Here is a 13868-nt window from a genome sequence, read left to right on the forward strand (position 1 = left end):
GATTCCCGGTTTTGGCCAAGTATTTGCCTTTATTTTCGAGCCACTGGTCCAATTGCATGCTTTGCTCCGATGTCCATGTCAGAACGGCGCCTTGAAACAGTCAGTCACGACCTCCATATTTAGCCGTATCCTGTTTTCTCCTGCGGCTTGCGTCGCATGCAGTCTTTCTCGATCTACCAAGGTCCAAGCCTTTGATAGATGCGACCCAGAGGTCCGTTATGCCCGATTTCCAGCTAGTTACCCGCTTCGAGCCCGCAGGCGATCAACCCGAAGCCATTCGCCAGATGATCGAAGGCATCGAGGCCGGGCTGTCGCACCAGACCCTGCTCGGGGTAACGGGTTCGGGCAAGACCTTCAGCATCGCCAACGTGATCGCCCATGTGAATCGCCCGACCCTGGTGCTGGCCCCCAACAAAACCCTCGCGGCGCAGCTGTATGGCGAGTTCAAGTCGTTCTTCCCGAACAACGCGGTGGAATACTTCGTCTCGTACTACGACTACTACCAGCCCGAAGCCTACGTGCCCTCCTCCGATACCTTTATCGAGAAGGACGCCTCGATCAACGACCACATCGAGCAAATGCGCCTGTCTGCAACCAAGGCGTTGCTGGAGCGCAAGGACGCAATCATCGTCACCACGGTGTCGTGCATCTACGGCCTGGGCAGCCCGGAAACCTATTTGAAGATGGTCTTGCACGTCGATCGTGGCGACAAACTCGACCAGCGTGAACTGCTGCGCCGCCTGGCTGACCTGCAGTACACCCGCAACGACATGGACTTCGCCCGCTCGACGTTTCGGGTACGCGGCGATGTGATCGACATCTACCCGGCCGAATCCGACCTCGAAGCCGTGCGCATCGAACTGTTCGATGACGAAGTCGAAAGCATCAGCGCCTTTGACCCGCTGACCGGCGAAGTCATCCGCAAGATGCCGCGCTTTACCTTCTATCCGAAAAGCCACTACGTGACGCCCCGGGAAACCCTGCTGGACGCAGTCGAAGGGATCAAGGAAGAACTCAAGGAACGCCTGGAGTACCTGCGCGCCAACAATAAACTGGTGGAAGCCCAGCGTCTTGAACAACGCACCCGCTTCGATCTGGAAATGATCATGGAGCTGGGCTACTGCAACGGTATCGAAAACTACTCGCGCTACCTCTCCGGTCGCGAGTCCGGAGCGCCGCCGCCGACCCTGTTCGACTACCTGCCGGCCGACGCCTTGCTGGTGATCGACGAGTCCCACGTCAGCGTGCCGCAGGTGGGCGCCATGTACAAAGGCGACCGCTCACGTAAAGAAACCCTGGTGGAGTACGGCTTTCGTTTGCCGTCGGCCCTGGATAACCGGCCGATGCGTTTTGACGAATGGGAACGCATCAGCCCGCAGACCATTTTCGTCTCGGCCACCCCCGGCAACTATGAGGCCGAGCATTCGGGCCGGGTCGTGGAACAGGTGGTGCGTCCGACCGGCCTGGTGGACCCGCAAATCGAAATCCGCCCGGCACTGACCCAGGTCGACGACCTGCTGTCCGAAATAGCCAAGCGCGTGGCGCTGGAAGAGCGGGTGCTGGTCACCACCCTGACCAAGCGCATGTCCGAAGACCTCACCGACTACCTGGCCGACCACGGCGTGCGCGTTCGCTACCTGCACTCGGACATCGACACCGTGGAGCGGGTCGAGATCATCCGCGACTTGCGCCTCGGGGTATTCGATGTGCTGGTGGGGATCAACTTGCTGCGTGAAGGCCTGGACATGCCCGAAGTGTCGCTGGTGGCGATTCTCGATGCCGACAAGGAAGGCTTCCTGCGTTCCGAGCGTTCATTGATCCAGACCATTGGCCGTGCCGCCCGTAACCTCAATGGCCGGGCGATCCTGTACGCCGATCGCATCACCGGTTCGATGGAACGGGCGATTGGCGAAACCGAGCGCCGTCGCGACAAACAGATCGCCTTTAACCTGGCCAACGGAATTACGCCCAAAGGCGTGTTCAAGGATGTCGCCGACATCATGGAAGGCGCAGTGGTGCCCGGCTCGCGCAGCAAGAAGCGCAAAGGCATGGCCAAGGCGGCCGAGGAAAACGCCAAGTACGAAAACGAACTGCGTTCGCCGAGCGAAATCAGCAAACGCATCCGCCAGCTGGAAGAAAAAATGTACGCCCTGGCCCGCGACCTGGAGTTCGAGGCCGCGGCACAAATGCGCGACGAAATCGGCAAGCTCAGGGAGCGGTTGCTGCAGGTTTGAGCCCCGCCCAACCCTGACCCTGACCTGTAGGAGCGAGCTTGCCTCGCGAGCTTTTGATCTTGAAAGAGCTCGCCAGACAAGCTCGCTCCTACAGGTTGTGGTGTTTGCGGTGCCTCAGTCAGCCACCGCCGCCACCGCTTCTACCTCAAACAGCATCGCCTCCAGCGCCAGGCGCGGCACCGGAATCAAGGTGCAGGCCGGCGCCGGTAGCGCTCCCCAGACCCGCGCAATTTCCGCCCCCAGAATATGCAAGCGCTCCTGACTGTGATCAACGATCAGTACCGTCAGCTTGGCCACATCCTTGATCTGCGCATCGGCAGCGGCCAGGGCAATCTGCAGGTTGGCGAACGCCTGTCGTACCTGCCCGGCAAAATCCGCCGCAAGCACACTGTCGGCGTTCTCTCCCCCCTGACCCGCGGTGTAGACCAACCGCACATTCGGCGCCAGGCGGGCCACATGGGAATAGCCATTGCCCGAAGGGTCATACAGACCGGCAGGGTTCAGCAGTTGCACGGCGGGGTGAAGATTCTTGTCCATAAAAGTCGCACCTTGGGCAGTTGAATTTGCAAGCGCGCCATTCAACCACTGCCGCCCGTGCCTGTACCAGTGCCCTCGCGGCACAGGTCGCAAATATGTCAGGATGATGCGCAGCTGCGCGACACAGACCCGACACCCAAGGATGAACATGACCGCCATCAACACTCAGACGCCTTTTGTTCCAGGGCGCCTCGAACAAATGTCGACCCGCATCGCCTTTTTTATCGCCGGTTTCGGACTGGCCGCATGGGCGCCACTGGTGCCCTACGCCAAGGCCCGGGCCGGGCTCGATGAAGCCACCCTTGGCCTGTTGCTGCTGTGCCTCGGTGCGGGCTCGATTCTGGCAATGCCCATCGCCGGCCTGCTGGCCACGCGCTTTGGCTGTCGCCGGGTGACGATTGGCGGCACCCTGCTGATTTGCCTGGCGCTGCCGCTCCTGGCCACCGCCAGCTCCATACCGCTGCTGATCGCCACATTGTTTGTATTCGGCGCAGGCCTGGGGGTCGTTGATTCCACCATCAACCTGCAAGCGGTGATCGTCGAGCGCGCCAGCGGCCGCAACATGATGTCGGGCTTCCACGGTCTGTTCAGTGTCGGCGGGATTGCCGGTGCGGCCGGTGTCAGCGCCCTTCTGGCGCTGGGGATGACGCCGCTGTGGGCAATTATGGTGGTGATTGTGCTGACCCTCGCCGCCTTGCTCAAGGCCGCGCCGCACCTGCTGTCTTACGGCAGTGAGAGCACCGGCCCGGCGTTTGCAGTGCCCCACGGCGTGGTGCTGTTTATCGGGCTGCTGTGTTTTACCGTGTTCCTGGCCGAAGGCGCGATGCTCGACTGGAGCGCGGTGTTCTTGACCACCGAGAAACAGATCGGCGAAGCCTATGCCGGGCTTGGCTATGCCGCCTTTGCCGTGACCATGACCGCTGGCCGCTTGACCGGCGACAGCATCGTCAGACATCTGGGGGCGCGCCGGGTGATAGTCCTGGGCGGTCTGTTCGCCGCAGCCGGGCTGGCGCTGGCAACCCTGGCGCCGGGCTGGGAACTGGCCCTGGCCGGCTATGCCCTGGTGGGTATCGGTTGTTCCAATATCGTGCCGGTGCTGTACACCGCGGTCGGCAAACAAACCGTAATGCCCGAAAACATTGCCGTACCGGCCATCACCACCCTGGGCTATGCGGGGATACTGGCGGGCCCGGCGGCCATCGGCTTTGTCGCCCATGCCAGCAGCCTGAGCATTGCCTTCCTGTTGATCGCCGCCATGCTGGTGGCCGTAGCCATCAGCGGACGGATCCTGAAGGTCTAAAAATAACCCCGCCCTCTGCAGGAGCGAGCTTGCCTCGCGAGCTTTTCAAGATCAAAAGCTCGCGAGGCAAGCTCGCTCCTACAGGGGAAATACCCGTGCATTGGCTGAAGGTCCAAAAATGGCCCCGCCCAGGTTGCCGGCTGGGCGGCCAGTGTCACTGCTGTCGTGGTGATGAAAATCAGGCTTGTCGACCTGAAACATCCACCACGATTTTCCCCAAATGGTTGCCTTGAGCAAGGGCCTTCAGCGCCTCTGTGGCCTGCTCAAAGCCAAAGACGCTGTCAATTATCGGATGAAGCCTGGCTATGCCTGCAAAGGCATTGAGTGCTTCGAACATCTCTCTGGAGCCCACCATCATCCCGCGCAAAATCGCGCTCGTTTGTAAAAGGCTCAGGGCATTGATCGTTTCACCGGGAGGCACTCCAAGCAGAATGACAATACACCCTGCGCGGGCACTTGCAATTGATTGAACGAGGCTTCCCGGCGCCCCCGTCTCAACAACATAGTCAGCGCCCATGCCGCCTGTAAGTCGCAGAACTTCCTTGCTCCACTGCGGCGTCGTACTCGTATTGATAGTCTCTATCGCACCTAACTTGCGAACTTGAACGAGTTTTGCTTCTTTCGACGATGTAGTGATAACCCGGGCACCTGCGGCAAGGGCTATCTGGGCCGCAAAGATTGAGACTCCACCAGTACCCAGGGTCAGTACCGTCTGGCCGGGTTGTAGCGCTTTGAGGCCATACAGCGCGTTCCACGCCGTCACACCTGCTACCGGCAAGGTTGATGCCTCGCGATATGACATGTGCTCAGGGATCGCCACTACGCCTTGTTGATCGAGAACGACGATCTCCGCCAGCATTCCATCGAGCGAGCCGCTGAGCATGTTGTCAAAGGCATCGTCTGGTTGTCGTCCGCCAAACCAGTTCTGTACAAAGATTCCAGCCACACGGTCGCCGACTTCCCAGCGCGTTACACCTTCTCCGATTGCGATGATTTCACCCGCGCCGTCAGAAGCCGCTATAGCCTGAGGGCTATGGACAGGGAATCCGTAGCCCTTGCTTGCCAGCAGCACATCGCGAAAATTGAGTGACACCGCGTGTACTCGAATCGCAACCTGTCCACGACCAGGCTCGGGATCAGGACGCTCTACCAGCTTCCAGGTATCAAGACCGCTTTGATCGCCAATTTCATAAGCTCGCATTTTTGAATCTCCTAACAATCAATCATTAATCGAAGGAGAGTCTACCCGCCCCGGGGTAGAATTTATGGCTCAACACATTTGATCCAATGGTGAGGAAAATTCAACATGAAAGCGAAGATGAGCGAGCTGTCTGCTTTCGTTGCTGTCGCCACACACCTCAGCTTTCAAAAGGCAGCAATTGAGCGCGGAGTCACACGTTCGGCGATAAGCCATGCAGTCAAAACCCTGGAGCAACATCTAGGCGTCAGACTGCTCAACCGCAACACCAAAGCTGTGACCTTGACCGAACCGGGTGAGGAATTACTGCAACGCCTCAAGCCTGCTTTCGATGAGGTTGCCAGTGCACTGGACGATCTTAATAAATTTCGGGGTACGCCCTCTGGCACGGTCAAGCTAACGGTGCCCCGGGCCGTAGCGCACCTGATTCTTGGTGGGGTCCTGGCCAAGCTCTTGCGTGAGAACCCCGGCCTTTGTGTTGATGTATCGTGCGACGACAGTCTGGTTGACATCGTGGCAGGAGGTTTTGACGCGGGCATCCGATTTGGCAGGAGCTTGAGGCCTGACATGATCGCCATACCCTTGAAGCAAACCCTCGAATTTGTGGTTGTTGGCTCGCCGGAATATTTTCAAGGACATGACGTACCGAAAACGCCGGAAGACCTCTTGGCTCACAGTTGCATTCGCTACCGCCTCGCCAGTGGTGTGGTTTTTCCGTGGGAGTTTGCCAAGGGAAAAGAACAGCTAAGCGTCGAAACCAACGGCAGGCTGACGCTGGACGACCAGCGAATGATGATCGAGTCTGCCCTGGCGGGATCAGGATTGGCCCTGGTTTTTTCAGACCTTGTAAAAGCTGAAATTGAGAGCGGCCAGCTTGTCCGATGCTTGAAAGGGTGGACATGCTCAATTGGTGATCTTTACGTTTATTACAGCAATCGACGTCACGTCCCCGCAGCGTTGAGGGCACTGATCAACGCCCTGAAGCAATAGTAAGCATGGGGCATAAATAGCCCCGCATTCCGTAGGAGCGAGCTTGCCTCGCGAGCTTTTCAAGATCAAAAGATCGCGAGACAAGCTCGCTCCTACAGGGGTAAATCCCGTGCCCTGCCCGAAGATCCAAAAATAGCCCCGCATTCTGTAGGAGCGAGCTTGCCTCGCGAGCTTTTCAAGATCAAAAGATCGCGAGCAAGCTCGCTCCTACAGGGGTAAATCCCGTGCCCTGCCCGAAGATCCAAAAATAGCCCCGCATTCTGTAGGAGCGAGCTTGCTCGCGAGCCTTTCAAGATCAAAAGCTCGCGAGACAAGCTCGCTCCTACAGAGACGGGCGGGTTTCAGAAGCCCACGCTTGCCTGGACGAAGAAGGTGCGGGGTTCTCCGAGGTAGATCCCGGAGTTGTTGTCGCTGGAACGGGTGAAGTACTGCTGGTTGAACAGGTTCTTGATCCCCGCGCCCACTTTCAGGTTCGAAGCCTCAGGCCCGAAGTCGTAGCCCACACGGGTGCTCCAGGTCGCATACCCCGGAATGTCTCCGTATTGACCGTCCGCGGTCGGGTCGGTGATGTAGGTGCCGCCGGTACCCGGCGCATGCTGTTTGGACTGGGCAAAGATGTCGAGGTTGTAGGTCCAGCGGTTGACCGCATAACGCGCCCCCAGGTTGGCCACCTGACGCGAATACAGCGGCAGGTCGCGGCCCTTGAAGTTCATGATGTCACCCTCGGCCACCGCCTTGGTGTAGGTGAACCCCGCATTGACCGACAGCCCGTCGAGACGGGCATCCAGCGCCGCCATGTCGTAGTGGATCGAGGTCTCGATACCCTGGTGCCTGGTGGCTCCGAGGTTGGTCCAGCCCACATCGTTGCTGATGTATTGCAGCTCATCGGCAAAGTCGATGTAAAACAGTGTCACTTCACCGCCCCACACCCCATTGTCATAGCGCGTCCCCAGTTCATAGGTCTTGGCTTTTTCCGGACGCAAACCTGCCGCCGTCTGGTCCCCCGTGCCACCCTGCCCCAACTGGAAGTACTGCAGGCTGCCAAACGAAGTCTCGTAGTTGGCAAACAGCTTCCACGCGTCCGAGAGGTGGTACATCACGCTCAGGGCCGGCAGCGCTTCGCTACTGTCGATGCTGCGGTTTTTCTCCGGCACCGGCACACCCTTGCCATCCAGCACCGGGCGGTCGTGCCAGTTGGTGCTGATGCGCTCGAAACGGATCCCCGGAGTGACCGTCCAGTTACCGACATCGATCTTGTCATCGATATAGAAGGCGTTGGCCTCCGTGCCCCCGGTTCGGTCCTGATACACATGACCGTCGCCTTTGGGCCCCGGTACCGGCACGTTATCCACCAGTTCCAGCATGCTCGCCTGCTCGTGCATCGCTTCCTTGAGGTAGCGATAACCGACCCCGACCTCCTGGGTCACCGGCCCCAGCGTGAAGACATGGGACACCCGCGGCTCGATGCCGAAGGTGTGATAGTTACGCGGGTAGGCCGACAGGGTTTGCAGGTTGCGCGCGGCAATATTGCTGCCACGGAAACTGTCGGTGTAATAGGTCAGGACTTCAAACTGGGTCTGGTCGTCGATCTGGCGCAGGTACTTGAAGGACACGTCCTTGCGCCGTCCGCTGAAGTTGTCGTAGTCGCGCACCGACTGGTACGGATCGGCGTCGAACTGCGCCTGGGTCAGGCCCCCGGGCATGTCCGCCGTGGCGTCGTAATAATGGAAGTTGAGGCTGAAATCATCCTGATCGGTGGGCGCCCAGTGGGTCTTGAGCAACACGTCAGTGATGTCGTTGTCATTGTTGCGTGCCCGATAGCCATCACCCTTGACCCCGGAGTACAGCAGCGCCGCACCGATACCATTGTCGGCGGTACCGCCCAAAAAGGCCGACTCCATGTGCTTCCAGCCACCACGCTCGGAGGTCTCCAGGGTGGTGCCGACTTCACCGGCAAAGGTTTCGGGAATCGCCCGGGTCACAAAGTTGATCACCCCGCCCACGTTCTGTGGTCCGTAACGCACCGAGCCGGCACCGCGCACCACGTCGATGCTGTCCAGGTTGCCCGAGGAAATCGGCGCCATTGCCAACTGTGGCTGGCCATAAGGGGCGAAGGCCGCGGGCACTCCGTCAATCAACACCGTGGAGCGCGGCGACAGGCGCGAGGTCAGGCCACGCACCCCCACGTTCAGGGAAATATCACTGCCACCGGTACCATTGGGCGCCTGTACCTGGACCCCGGGGATCTTCTTCAGCACGTCGCTGACATTCATCGCGCCCTGCTCGACCATCGCTTCGCGGCGCACCACGGTACGGGCGCCGGGATGGTTCTGCACCACCGCCGCATTGGCATCACCCAGCCAGTCGCCCACCACTTTCACATCCACCGGGCCCAGTTCCAGCGGGCCGGAAGCCGCTGAAGCACTGACCGCAGGTGCTGCCTGCAGGATCACCGCATCGCCGTTCAATTCGTAGCTCAGGCCGCTGCCCTGGAGCAATGCGTGCAATGCCTGCTCCGGCGACAAGTTGCCATCGACCGCCGGGGCCTGTTTGCCGGCCACCAGCTGCGGGCTGAAGAACACCTGCAATGAAGTCTGGCGGGCCAGCTGGCTCAGCGCTGCGCCCAAAGGTTGGGCCTGAATATGGATGGTACTGGAGGCAGGCTCACCGGCAAACGCAGCCGGCAACCCCGCACTGACGGCCAGGGCCAGGGCCAGCGGCAACCAGCGGCCTGGTTTAATCGAAAAAGAGCAGCTCAAAGGTGTTTCAAGCGCAGAAAGTCGCCCACGGAGATTGTTATTTTTCACGTCGAGTCTTGCCCTGTAGATCGCACTTGAGTGCGACTGTTAATGCAAACCAGTTGCAGTTGATCTAGAAGACGAAGAACTCGGAAAAAACCTGAATCCAGCAGCCAATTATTATCGGGCCACTATTTCCTGACTGCCGTCCGCACGGGTGTTAATGGCCACCGGCAAGATTCGCGGCAAGGCCTTGAGCAAGGCATCGGTGTCAGCGGTTTTGAACACGCTGGTCAGCCGGAGCCGGGCCACGGCCGGATCGGTCACGTGCAACGGCTGCTGACGATAGCGCGAGACCTCGGCGGCCACTTGCGCCAGGCTTGCATCATTGAACTGCAGTTGCCCCGTGCGCCACGCCGTCAGCGCCCGGGTATCCACCGCCAGCGGTGCGTCTACCTGCCCCTGTGCATCGACCCGGGTGCCAAGGCCCGCGGTCAGGCTGACCGCGCCCGAGGCATCGCTACCCTGCACCCGGACATGCCCCGACTCCACCGCAACCCGGGCCTGATCACCGTCGCGACGGACATCAAAGCGGGTGCCGGTAACCGTCACCTGCCCGGCACCGGCGCGCACCACAAAGGGTCGGGACGTATCATGGGCAACGCTGAACATCACCTCGCCCTGCTCAAGCTCGACCCTGCGCTGCTGCCCCTCGAAGCTGACCTTGACCCGGCTGCGACTGTTGAGCTCGATCGATGAGCCGTCGGGCAACTGCACTTCACGGTATTCACCCGCCAGTGTGGAAAATTCGCCGTGATAAGCACCCGGCTCCTGCCATTGCAGGCTTAAACCGGCCCCCAGCGCCAGCAACAGGCTGGCGGCCAGCCCCCAGGCCATGACCGAACGGCGTTTGGGCGCTCTGTCCGGCAGTTCACACAGCGCCTGCAAGCGGGCTTTTGGCAGCAGATCGGTGGCCGACCACAGGCTTGCCAGCCATTGGTACTCAGCCTCATGGCTGGCATCCCGGGCGCGCCAGGCCTCGAATTCGGCCTGCTCGGCAGGGCTCAGGGACTGTGCCTGCACCCGCGCAAACCAGGTCGCGGCGGCATCGCGCACGCTCGCGCTGTCACCCGTACAGTCACGGCTATCCATCATCCTGTCCTTATCTGATGTCGTCACGGCGCCTCCACCCGCTCACGCAGATGGCGCAGCGTGCGGATCATATACTTTTCCACCATGTTCCTGGACAGCCCCAGGCGCTCGGCAATCTCGGCCTGGGTCAGGCCTTCGATCTTTTGCCAGACAAACACCTTGCGGCAATTGAGCGGCAGTTCCTGCAAGGCTCTTTCAACCGCCTCGGCCAACTGGTAAGCGCGCATGTACTGCTCCGGATCGCCCGTTTCGCACGAGCTTGGGGGAACGGCAGCCTGCTCCTTGGCATCGCGTAACTCTTCCCGGCGAAAACCGTCGACCGCGATATTGCGCGCGGTCTGATGCAAATAGGCACGGGGCTGCTCGACCGCATCCGGGCCGGATTCGAACACCCGGACAAAAGTGTCATGAGCCAGATCCTGCGCCTGCTGACGATTGCGCAGACGGCGGGTCCAGGTCCCGATCAACTCATCGTAATATTCAAGAAAACCCGCCCGGCGGGGCGCTTTACGAGTCATCGCTCTGGACTACAAAGGTGGGGGTGCGAATAGTAATGCTTCCTATTAATGCAGGCAATGACTTGCCCATGGCGCTGCCGCCCCCGCCTGCCCGACAACCGTCACCGGCAGCGGTTTGCGCCATACAATCTTTGATAATGGTTCTTATTTGCTCTAGATTAGGCTCCTTTTGCCCCAGGACCCTCCCATGTTCGAGTTGCAGGCCGTCTCTTTCGACATTCCCGAGCGCACCCTCCTGTACCCGCTGGACCTGACCCTGCCCCATGGCCAGATCATCGGCCTGATCGGGCATAACGGCTCGGGGAAATCGACCCTCATCAAGTTGCTGGCCCGCCAGCAAGTCGCGAGCCAGGGCACAGTGAAACTCGATGGCGTGCCGTTGCCGGCCTGGAAAAACCGCGAATTCGCCCGCCAGGTGGCCTACTTGCCGCAACAACTGCCGGCCGCCGACGGCCTCACCGTGCGCGAACTGGTGCGCTTTGGCCGCTATCCCTGGCATGGCGCCCTGGGACGCATGAGCGAGGAGGATCACGCCCAGGTCGAACAGGCCATGGCACTGACCCACACCGGCGCCTATGCCGAGCGCCTGGTGGACAACCTCTCCGGCGGCGAACGCCAGCGGGTCTGGCTGGCCATGTTGCTGGCACAGAACAGCCGCTACCTGCTGCTCGACGAACCGACCTCGGCGCTGGACATCGCACATCAGGTAGAAGTGCTGGGGCTGATTCGCGAACTGAGCCACAAACTGGATCTGGGGGTGGTGGTGGTGCTGCATGAAATCAACATGGCGGCGCGCTACTGTGACCACCTTGTGGCGTTGCACAGCGGCCGTTTACTGATCCAGGGGCCACCGGCAGAGCTGATGAACAGTGCCGTGCTGGAATCCATCTACGGCATCCGTATGGGCGTCATGCCCCACCCCCACGACGGCTCGGCAATCAGTTTTCATTACTGAACCGGTGGCGGATTTTTATCCCGCCCGCACGCAAGCCGGCTTGCCGGACGGCTTGACCTTCAACGGGCAGTTGCCGCACAGCTCGAGTTCCGGCAGCAGGTAGCGCACGCAACAGACCTTGCGCTCGCGGCGCATGGTCGGCTGGCCCTGTTCGTCGGTGACCGGCAGGTACTGCACCGGCTGGAACAGCGGGTTGCGGCTGCCATCGGGGCGGACCCGGGTTTCCAGCAGCGCACGCCCCGCAGCCAGGCGTTCGGCAGGCATGCCGGCCCTGGCCATCAGGTTGAGCAGATTTTCGAAGTAGTTGCCGGCATTGCTCCACAGCACCTTGGGTGAAACCTTGACCTGGCTGGCGATGGCCTGGAACAGCGGCTGCAAATGGTCGTCCAGCAAGCCCGCGAACAGCTCGAACGGATCACTCACCTGGGGCGCGAACGGCTCGCCCTTGCCCGACAGGCGAAAGCCCTGGGGCAGATACCCCTCGTCCAGCAGCACGGCGGTGTCGGCGAGAGCCAGCGGCAGGCGCCAGCGCAGCAATAATGTGGCGCCCATCACCGGCGGCAACAGCTTGACGATGTAGTGCTTGGCCCACAAAGACGCCAGGGCCCGCCGGTCGTCGCCGTTATAGCGCTGAGCAAAACCGCCCAGCACGTCGCTGAAGGCCGCAGGCGCCAGGAGCGCGTCACAGGGAATGGCCGGACGAGGATCGTCGGCCAGCACCAGCACCTCCCGGTAGGCTTCAAAATCACCGCGAAACAGCGGTGCAAGCACGTCGATCATCAGCCCCTGGCACCCTGTACAAAAAGGTAAATGAGAAACAGCATCATTCACCCAGCATACCCGAACCGCCGCCGGGATTCAGCCATCAGGCCGAAACGCTGTGCAGGGCCCGTGCTTCCTGGCCCGCATGGGGCTGGCGAATGCCATCCAGACGTTGCTCCAGGGCGGCGGCAATTTCCCCCGAACGGGCCGGCAGCACGGACAACAGGGTGTCGCTCAGGCCATGGGAATGCTGGCTGAAACCCTGGATAAACACCGGGGTTTCCAGTTCCGGGCTTGCCAGCAGTTGATAGTCGCGATCGACCCGAAAATCGTCCAGATAGTCCTTGAGCGGAGCCAGCAGCTCGCGATGGGAGCGACGTTCGTAGCCGGTCGCCAGGATCACCGCATCGTAACGCCGCGCCTCGCTGCTGCCGGTGGCCAGATCCCGCAGTTGCAACTGCACGCGGCCATCCACATCAATGGCGCTTTCGATCATGCGCCGGCAGAGGAAGGCGTGGCGCTCGCTGCCGCTGACTTTCTGGCGATAGAGAATGGCGTAGATGCGCTCGATCAGGTCCAGGTCCACCACCGAATAGTTGGTGTTGTGGTATTCGCGGATCAGCCGCTCGCGCTCGGTTTCCGGCTGATTGAACACCAGGTCGGTGTAATCGGGGCCGAAGATCTCGTTGACGAACGGGCTGTCGTCGGCGGGCTTGAGCACGGCCGCGCGCAGGATCATGTCGACCTGCACGTTCGGGTAGTTGTCACTGAGGTCGATAAAGGCCTCTGCGGCGCTCTGCCCGGCACCCACCACGGCAATCCGCATTGACTCGCCACGGTTGCACGCCTGGGTGGCCATGGCCGACAGGTAGCGCGCATGGTGAAACACCCGGGGGTCGTCCTTGAACCCGGCAAAGGCCGGGGGAATCTTCGGCGTACCGCCGGTGCTGACGATCACCGAGCGGGTCTGGCGACTCACTTCACGGCCTTGCTGGTTCTGGCTGATCACATTCAGCCGCTGCACCCGGCCGTCCGCTTCCACCACCGGCTCGACACGCAGCACTTGCTCGCCATAGCGGCTCTGCCCGGCGAACTGCACGGCGACCCAGCGCAGATAGTCGTTGTACTCCATGCGGCACGGATAAAAGGTGCCCAGGTTGATGAAGTCCACCAGTCGGCCATGGGCCTTGAGGTAGTTGACGAACGAGAAGCGGCTCGACGGGTTGCGCAGGGTCACCAGGTCCTTGAGGAACGAAATCTGCAGTTCGCTCTGGGCCACCAGGGTATTGCCATGCCAGTTGTAGTCGGGCTGGCGCTCCAGGAACAGCGCGTCGAATGCCTTGCCGCCCTGCTCCGCGCGCTCTTGCAGGGCAATGGCCAGGGCCAGGTTGGAAGGGCCGAAGCCGATGCCGATCAGGTCGTGGGTGGCCGTCGGGTTGAAGTGCTGGGTCATGGGACCGATTCCTTCCTGTAGAGAGTGAGAG

The 13868-nt window shown here is 60.9% G+C and carries 11 protein-coding genes; 4 read left to right on the top strand and 7 right to left on the bottom strand.

What is annotated here, in order from left to right:
* Positions 1 to 218: 218 nt before the first annotated feature.
* Entirely contained in the window at positions 219 to 2234 is a 2016-nt protein-coding gene (uvrB, locus tag JQ848_RS13600) for an excinuclease ABC subunit UvrB (protein ID WP_003446281.1), read from the top strand.
* 114 nt (positions 2235 to 2348) lie between these two features.
* Here uvrB and JQ848_RS13605 read toward each other — a convergent pair whose 3' ends face one another.
* A complete protein-coding gene (locus JQ848_RS13605; RefSeq protein ID WP_010657442.1) occupies positions 2349 to 2771 on the bottom strand; it encodes a RidA family protein in 423 nt (140 codons plus the stop codon).
* 148 nt (positions 2772 to 2919) lie between these two features.
* Here JQ848_RS13605 and JQ848_RS13610 point away from each other — a divergent pair, with 148 nt between their 5' ends.
* Positions 2920 to 4071 carry an MFS transporter gene (locus tag JQ848_RS13610; RefSeq protein WP_010657443.1) on the top strand — a complete coding sequence of 384 codons (1152 nt, stop codon included), beginning with the start codon at positions 2920 to 2922 and terminating at the stop codon, positions 4069 to 4071.
* A 178-nt stretch (positions 4072 to 4249) separates the two neighbouring features.
* Here JQ848_RS13610 and JQ848_RS13615 read toward each other — a convergent pair whose 3' ends face one another.
* Positions 4250 to 5272, bottom strand: a complete 1023-nt coding sequence (locus tag JQ848_RS13615; protein WP_202210831.1) for a zinc-dependent alcohol dehydrogenase family protein — start codon at positions 5270 to 5272, stop codon at positions 4250 to 4252.
* A gap of 105 nt (positions 5273 to 5377) precedes the next feature.
* On the opposite strand from JQ848_RS13615, the gene JQ848_RS13620 reads away from it, so the two are divergent.
* Positions 5378 to 6259, top strand: a complete 882-nt coding sequence (locus JQ848_RS13620) for a LysR family transcriptional regulator (RefSeq protein WP_202210832.1) — start codon at positions 5378 to 5380, stop codon at positions 6257 to 6259.
* A 341-nt stretch (positions 6260 to 6600) separates the two neighbouring features.
* On the opposite strand, the gene JQ848_RS13625 is transcribed toward JQ848_RS13620, so the two are convergent.
* From JQ848_RS13625 to JQ848_RS13635, 3 genes are all read right to left on the bottom strand, one after another.
* The gene (locus JQ848_RS13625; protein ID WP_202210833.1) at positions 6601 to 9018 is read right to left on the bottom strand and encodes a TonB-dependent siderophore receptor; all 2418 of its coding nucleotides are present in this window, start codon (positions 9016 to 9018) and stop codon (positions 6601 to 6603) included.
* Positions 9019 to 9177: 159 nt separating this feature from the next.
* Positions 9178 to 10149, bottom strand: a complete 972-nt coding sequence (locus JQ848_RS13630; protein ID WP_010657398.1) for a FecR family protein — start codon at positions 10147 to 10149, stop codon at positions 9178 to 9180.
* Between the two features lie 23 nt (positions 10150 to 10172).
* Positions 10173 to 10667, bottom strand: coding sequence for a sigma-70 family RNA polymerase sigma factor (locus tag JQ848_RS13635; RefSeq protein ID WP_010657397.1), 495 nt, complete (start codon positions 10665 to 10667; stop codon positions 10173 to 10175).
* Between the two features lie 187 nt (positions 10668 to 10854).
* Here JQ848_RS13635 and JQ848_RS13640 point away from each other — a divergent pair, with 187 nt between their 5' ends.
* Positions 10855 to 11622, top strand: coding sequence for an ATP-binding cassette domain-containing protein (locus JQ848_RS13640; protein ID WP_003444899.1), 768 nt, complete (start codon positions 10855 to 10857; stop codon positions 11620 to 11622).
* Between the two features lie 15 nt (positions 11623 to 11637).
* Here the strand turns inward: JQ848_RS13640 and fhuF are convergent, their stop codons facing one another.
* A complete protein-coding gene (fhuF, locus tag JQ848_RS13645) occupies positions 11638 to 12402 on the bottom strand; it encodes a siderophore-iron reductase FhuF (protein WP_202210834.1) in 765 nt (254 codons plus the stop codon).
* A gap of 85 nt (positions 12403 to 12487) precedes the next feature.
* Positions 12488 to 13837, bottom strand: coding sequence for a lysine N(6)-hydroxylase/L-ornithine N(5)-oxygenase family protein (locus JQ848_RS13650; RefSeq protein WP_161719974.1), 1350 nt, complete (start codon positions 13835 to 13837; stop codon positions 12488 to 12490).
* Positions 13838 to 13868: the final 31 nt, after the last annotated feature.

It is taken from the genome of Pseudomonas paraversuta, from assembly GCF_904067025.1.
Taxonomy (GTDB): Bacteria; Pseudomonadota; Gammaproteobacteria; order Pseudomonadales; family Pseudomonadaceae; genus Aquipseudomonas; species Aquipseudomonas paraversuta.

Bases quoted from the DNA above. Each gene is read 5' to 3' on its own strand.
- uvrB (WP_003446281.1), top strand. From the start codon at position 219: ATGCCCGATTTCCAGCTAGTTACCCGCTTCGAGCCCGCAGGCGATCAA.
- JQ848_RS13605 (WP_010657442.1), bottom strand. From the start codon at position 2,771: ATGGACAAGAATCTTCACCCCGCCGTGCAACTGCTGAACCCTGCCGGT.
- JQ848_RS13610 (WP_010657443.1), top strand. From the start codon at position 2,920: ATGACCGCCATCAACACTCAGACGCCTTTTGTTCCAGGGCGCCTCGAA.
- JQ848_RS13615 (WP_202210831.1), bottom strand. From the start codon at position 5,272: ATGCGAGCTTATGAAATTGGCGATCAAAGCGGTCTTGATACCTGGAAG.
- JQ848_RS13620 (WP_202210832.1), top strand. From the start codon at position 5,378: ATGAAAGCGAAGATGAGCGAGCTGTCTGCTTTCGTTGCTGTCGCCACA.
- JQ848_RS13630 (WP_010657398.1), bottom strand. From the start codon at position 10,149: ATGGATAGCCGTGACTGTACGGGTGACAGCGCGAGCGTGCGCGATGCC.
- JQ848_RS13635 (WP_010657397.1), bottom strand. From the start codon at position 10,667: ATGACTCGTAAAGCGCCCCGCCGGGCGGGTTTTCTTGAATATTACGAT.
- JQ848_RS13640 (WP_003444899.1), top strand. From the start codon at position 10,855: ATGTTCGAGTTGCAGGCCGTCTCTTTCGACATTCCCGAGCGCACCCTC.
- fhuF (WP_202210834.1), bottom strand. From the start codon at position 12,402: ATGATCGACGTGCTTGCACCGCTGTTTCGCGGTGATTTTGAAGCCTAC.
- JQ848_RS13650 (WP_161719974.1), bottom strand. From the start codon at position 13,837: ATGACCCAGCACTTCAACCCGACGGCCACCCACGACCTGATCGGCATC.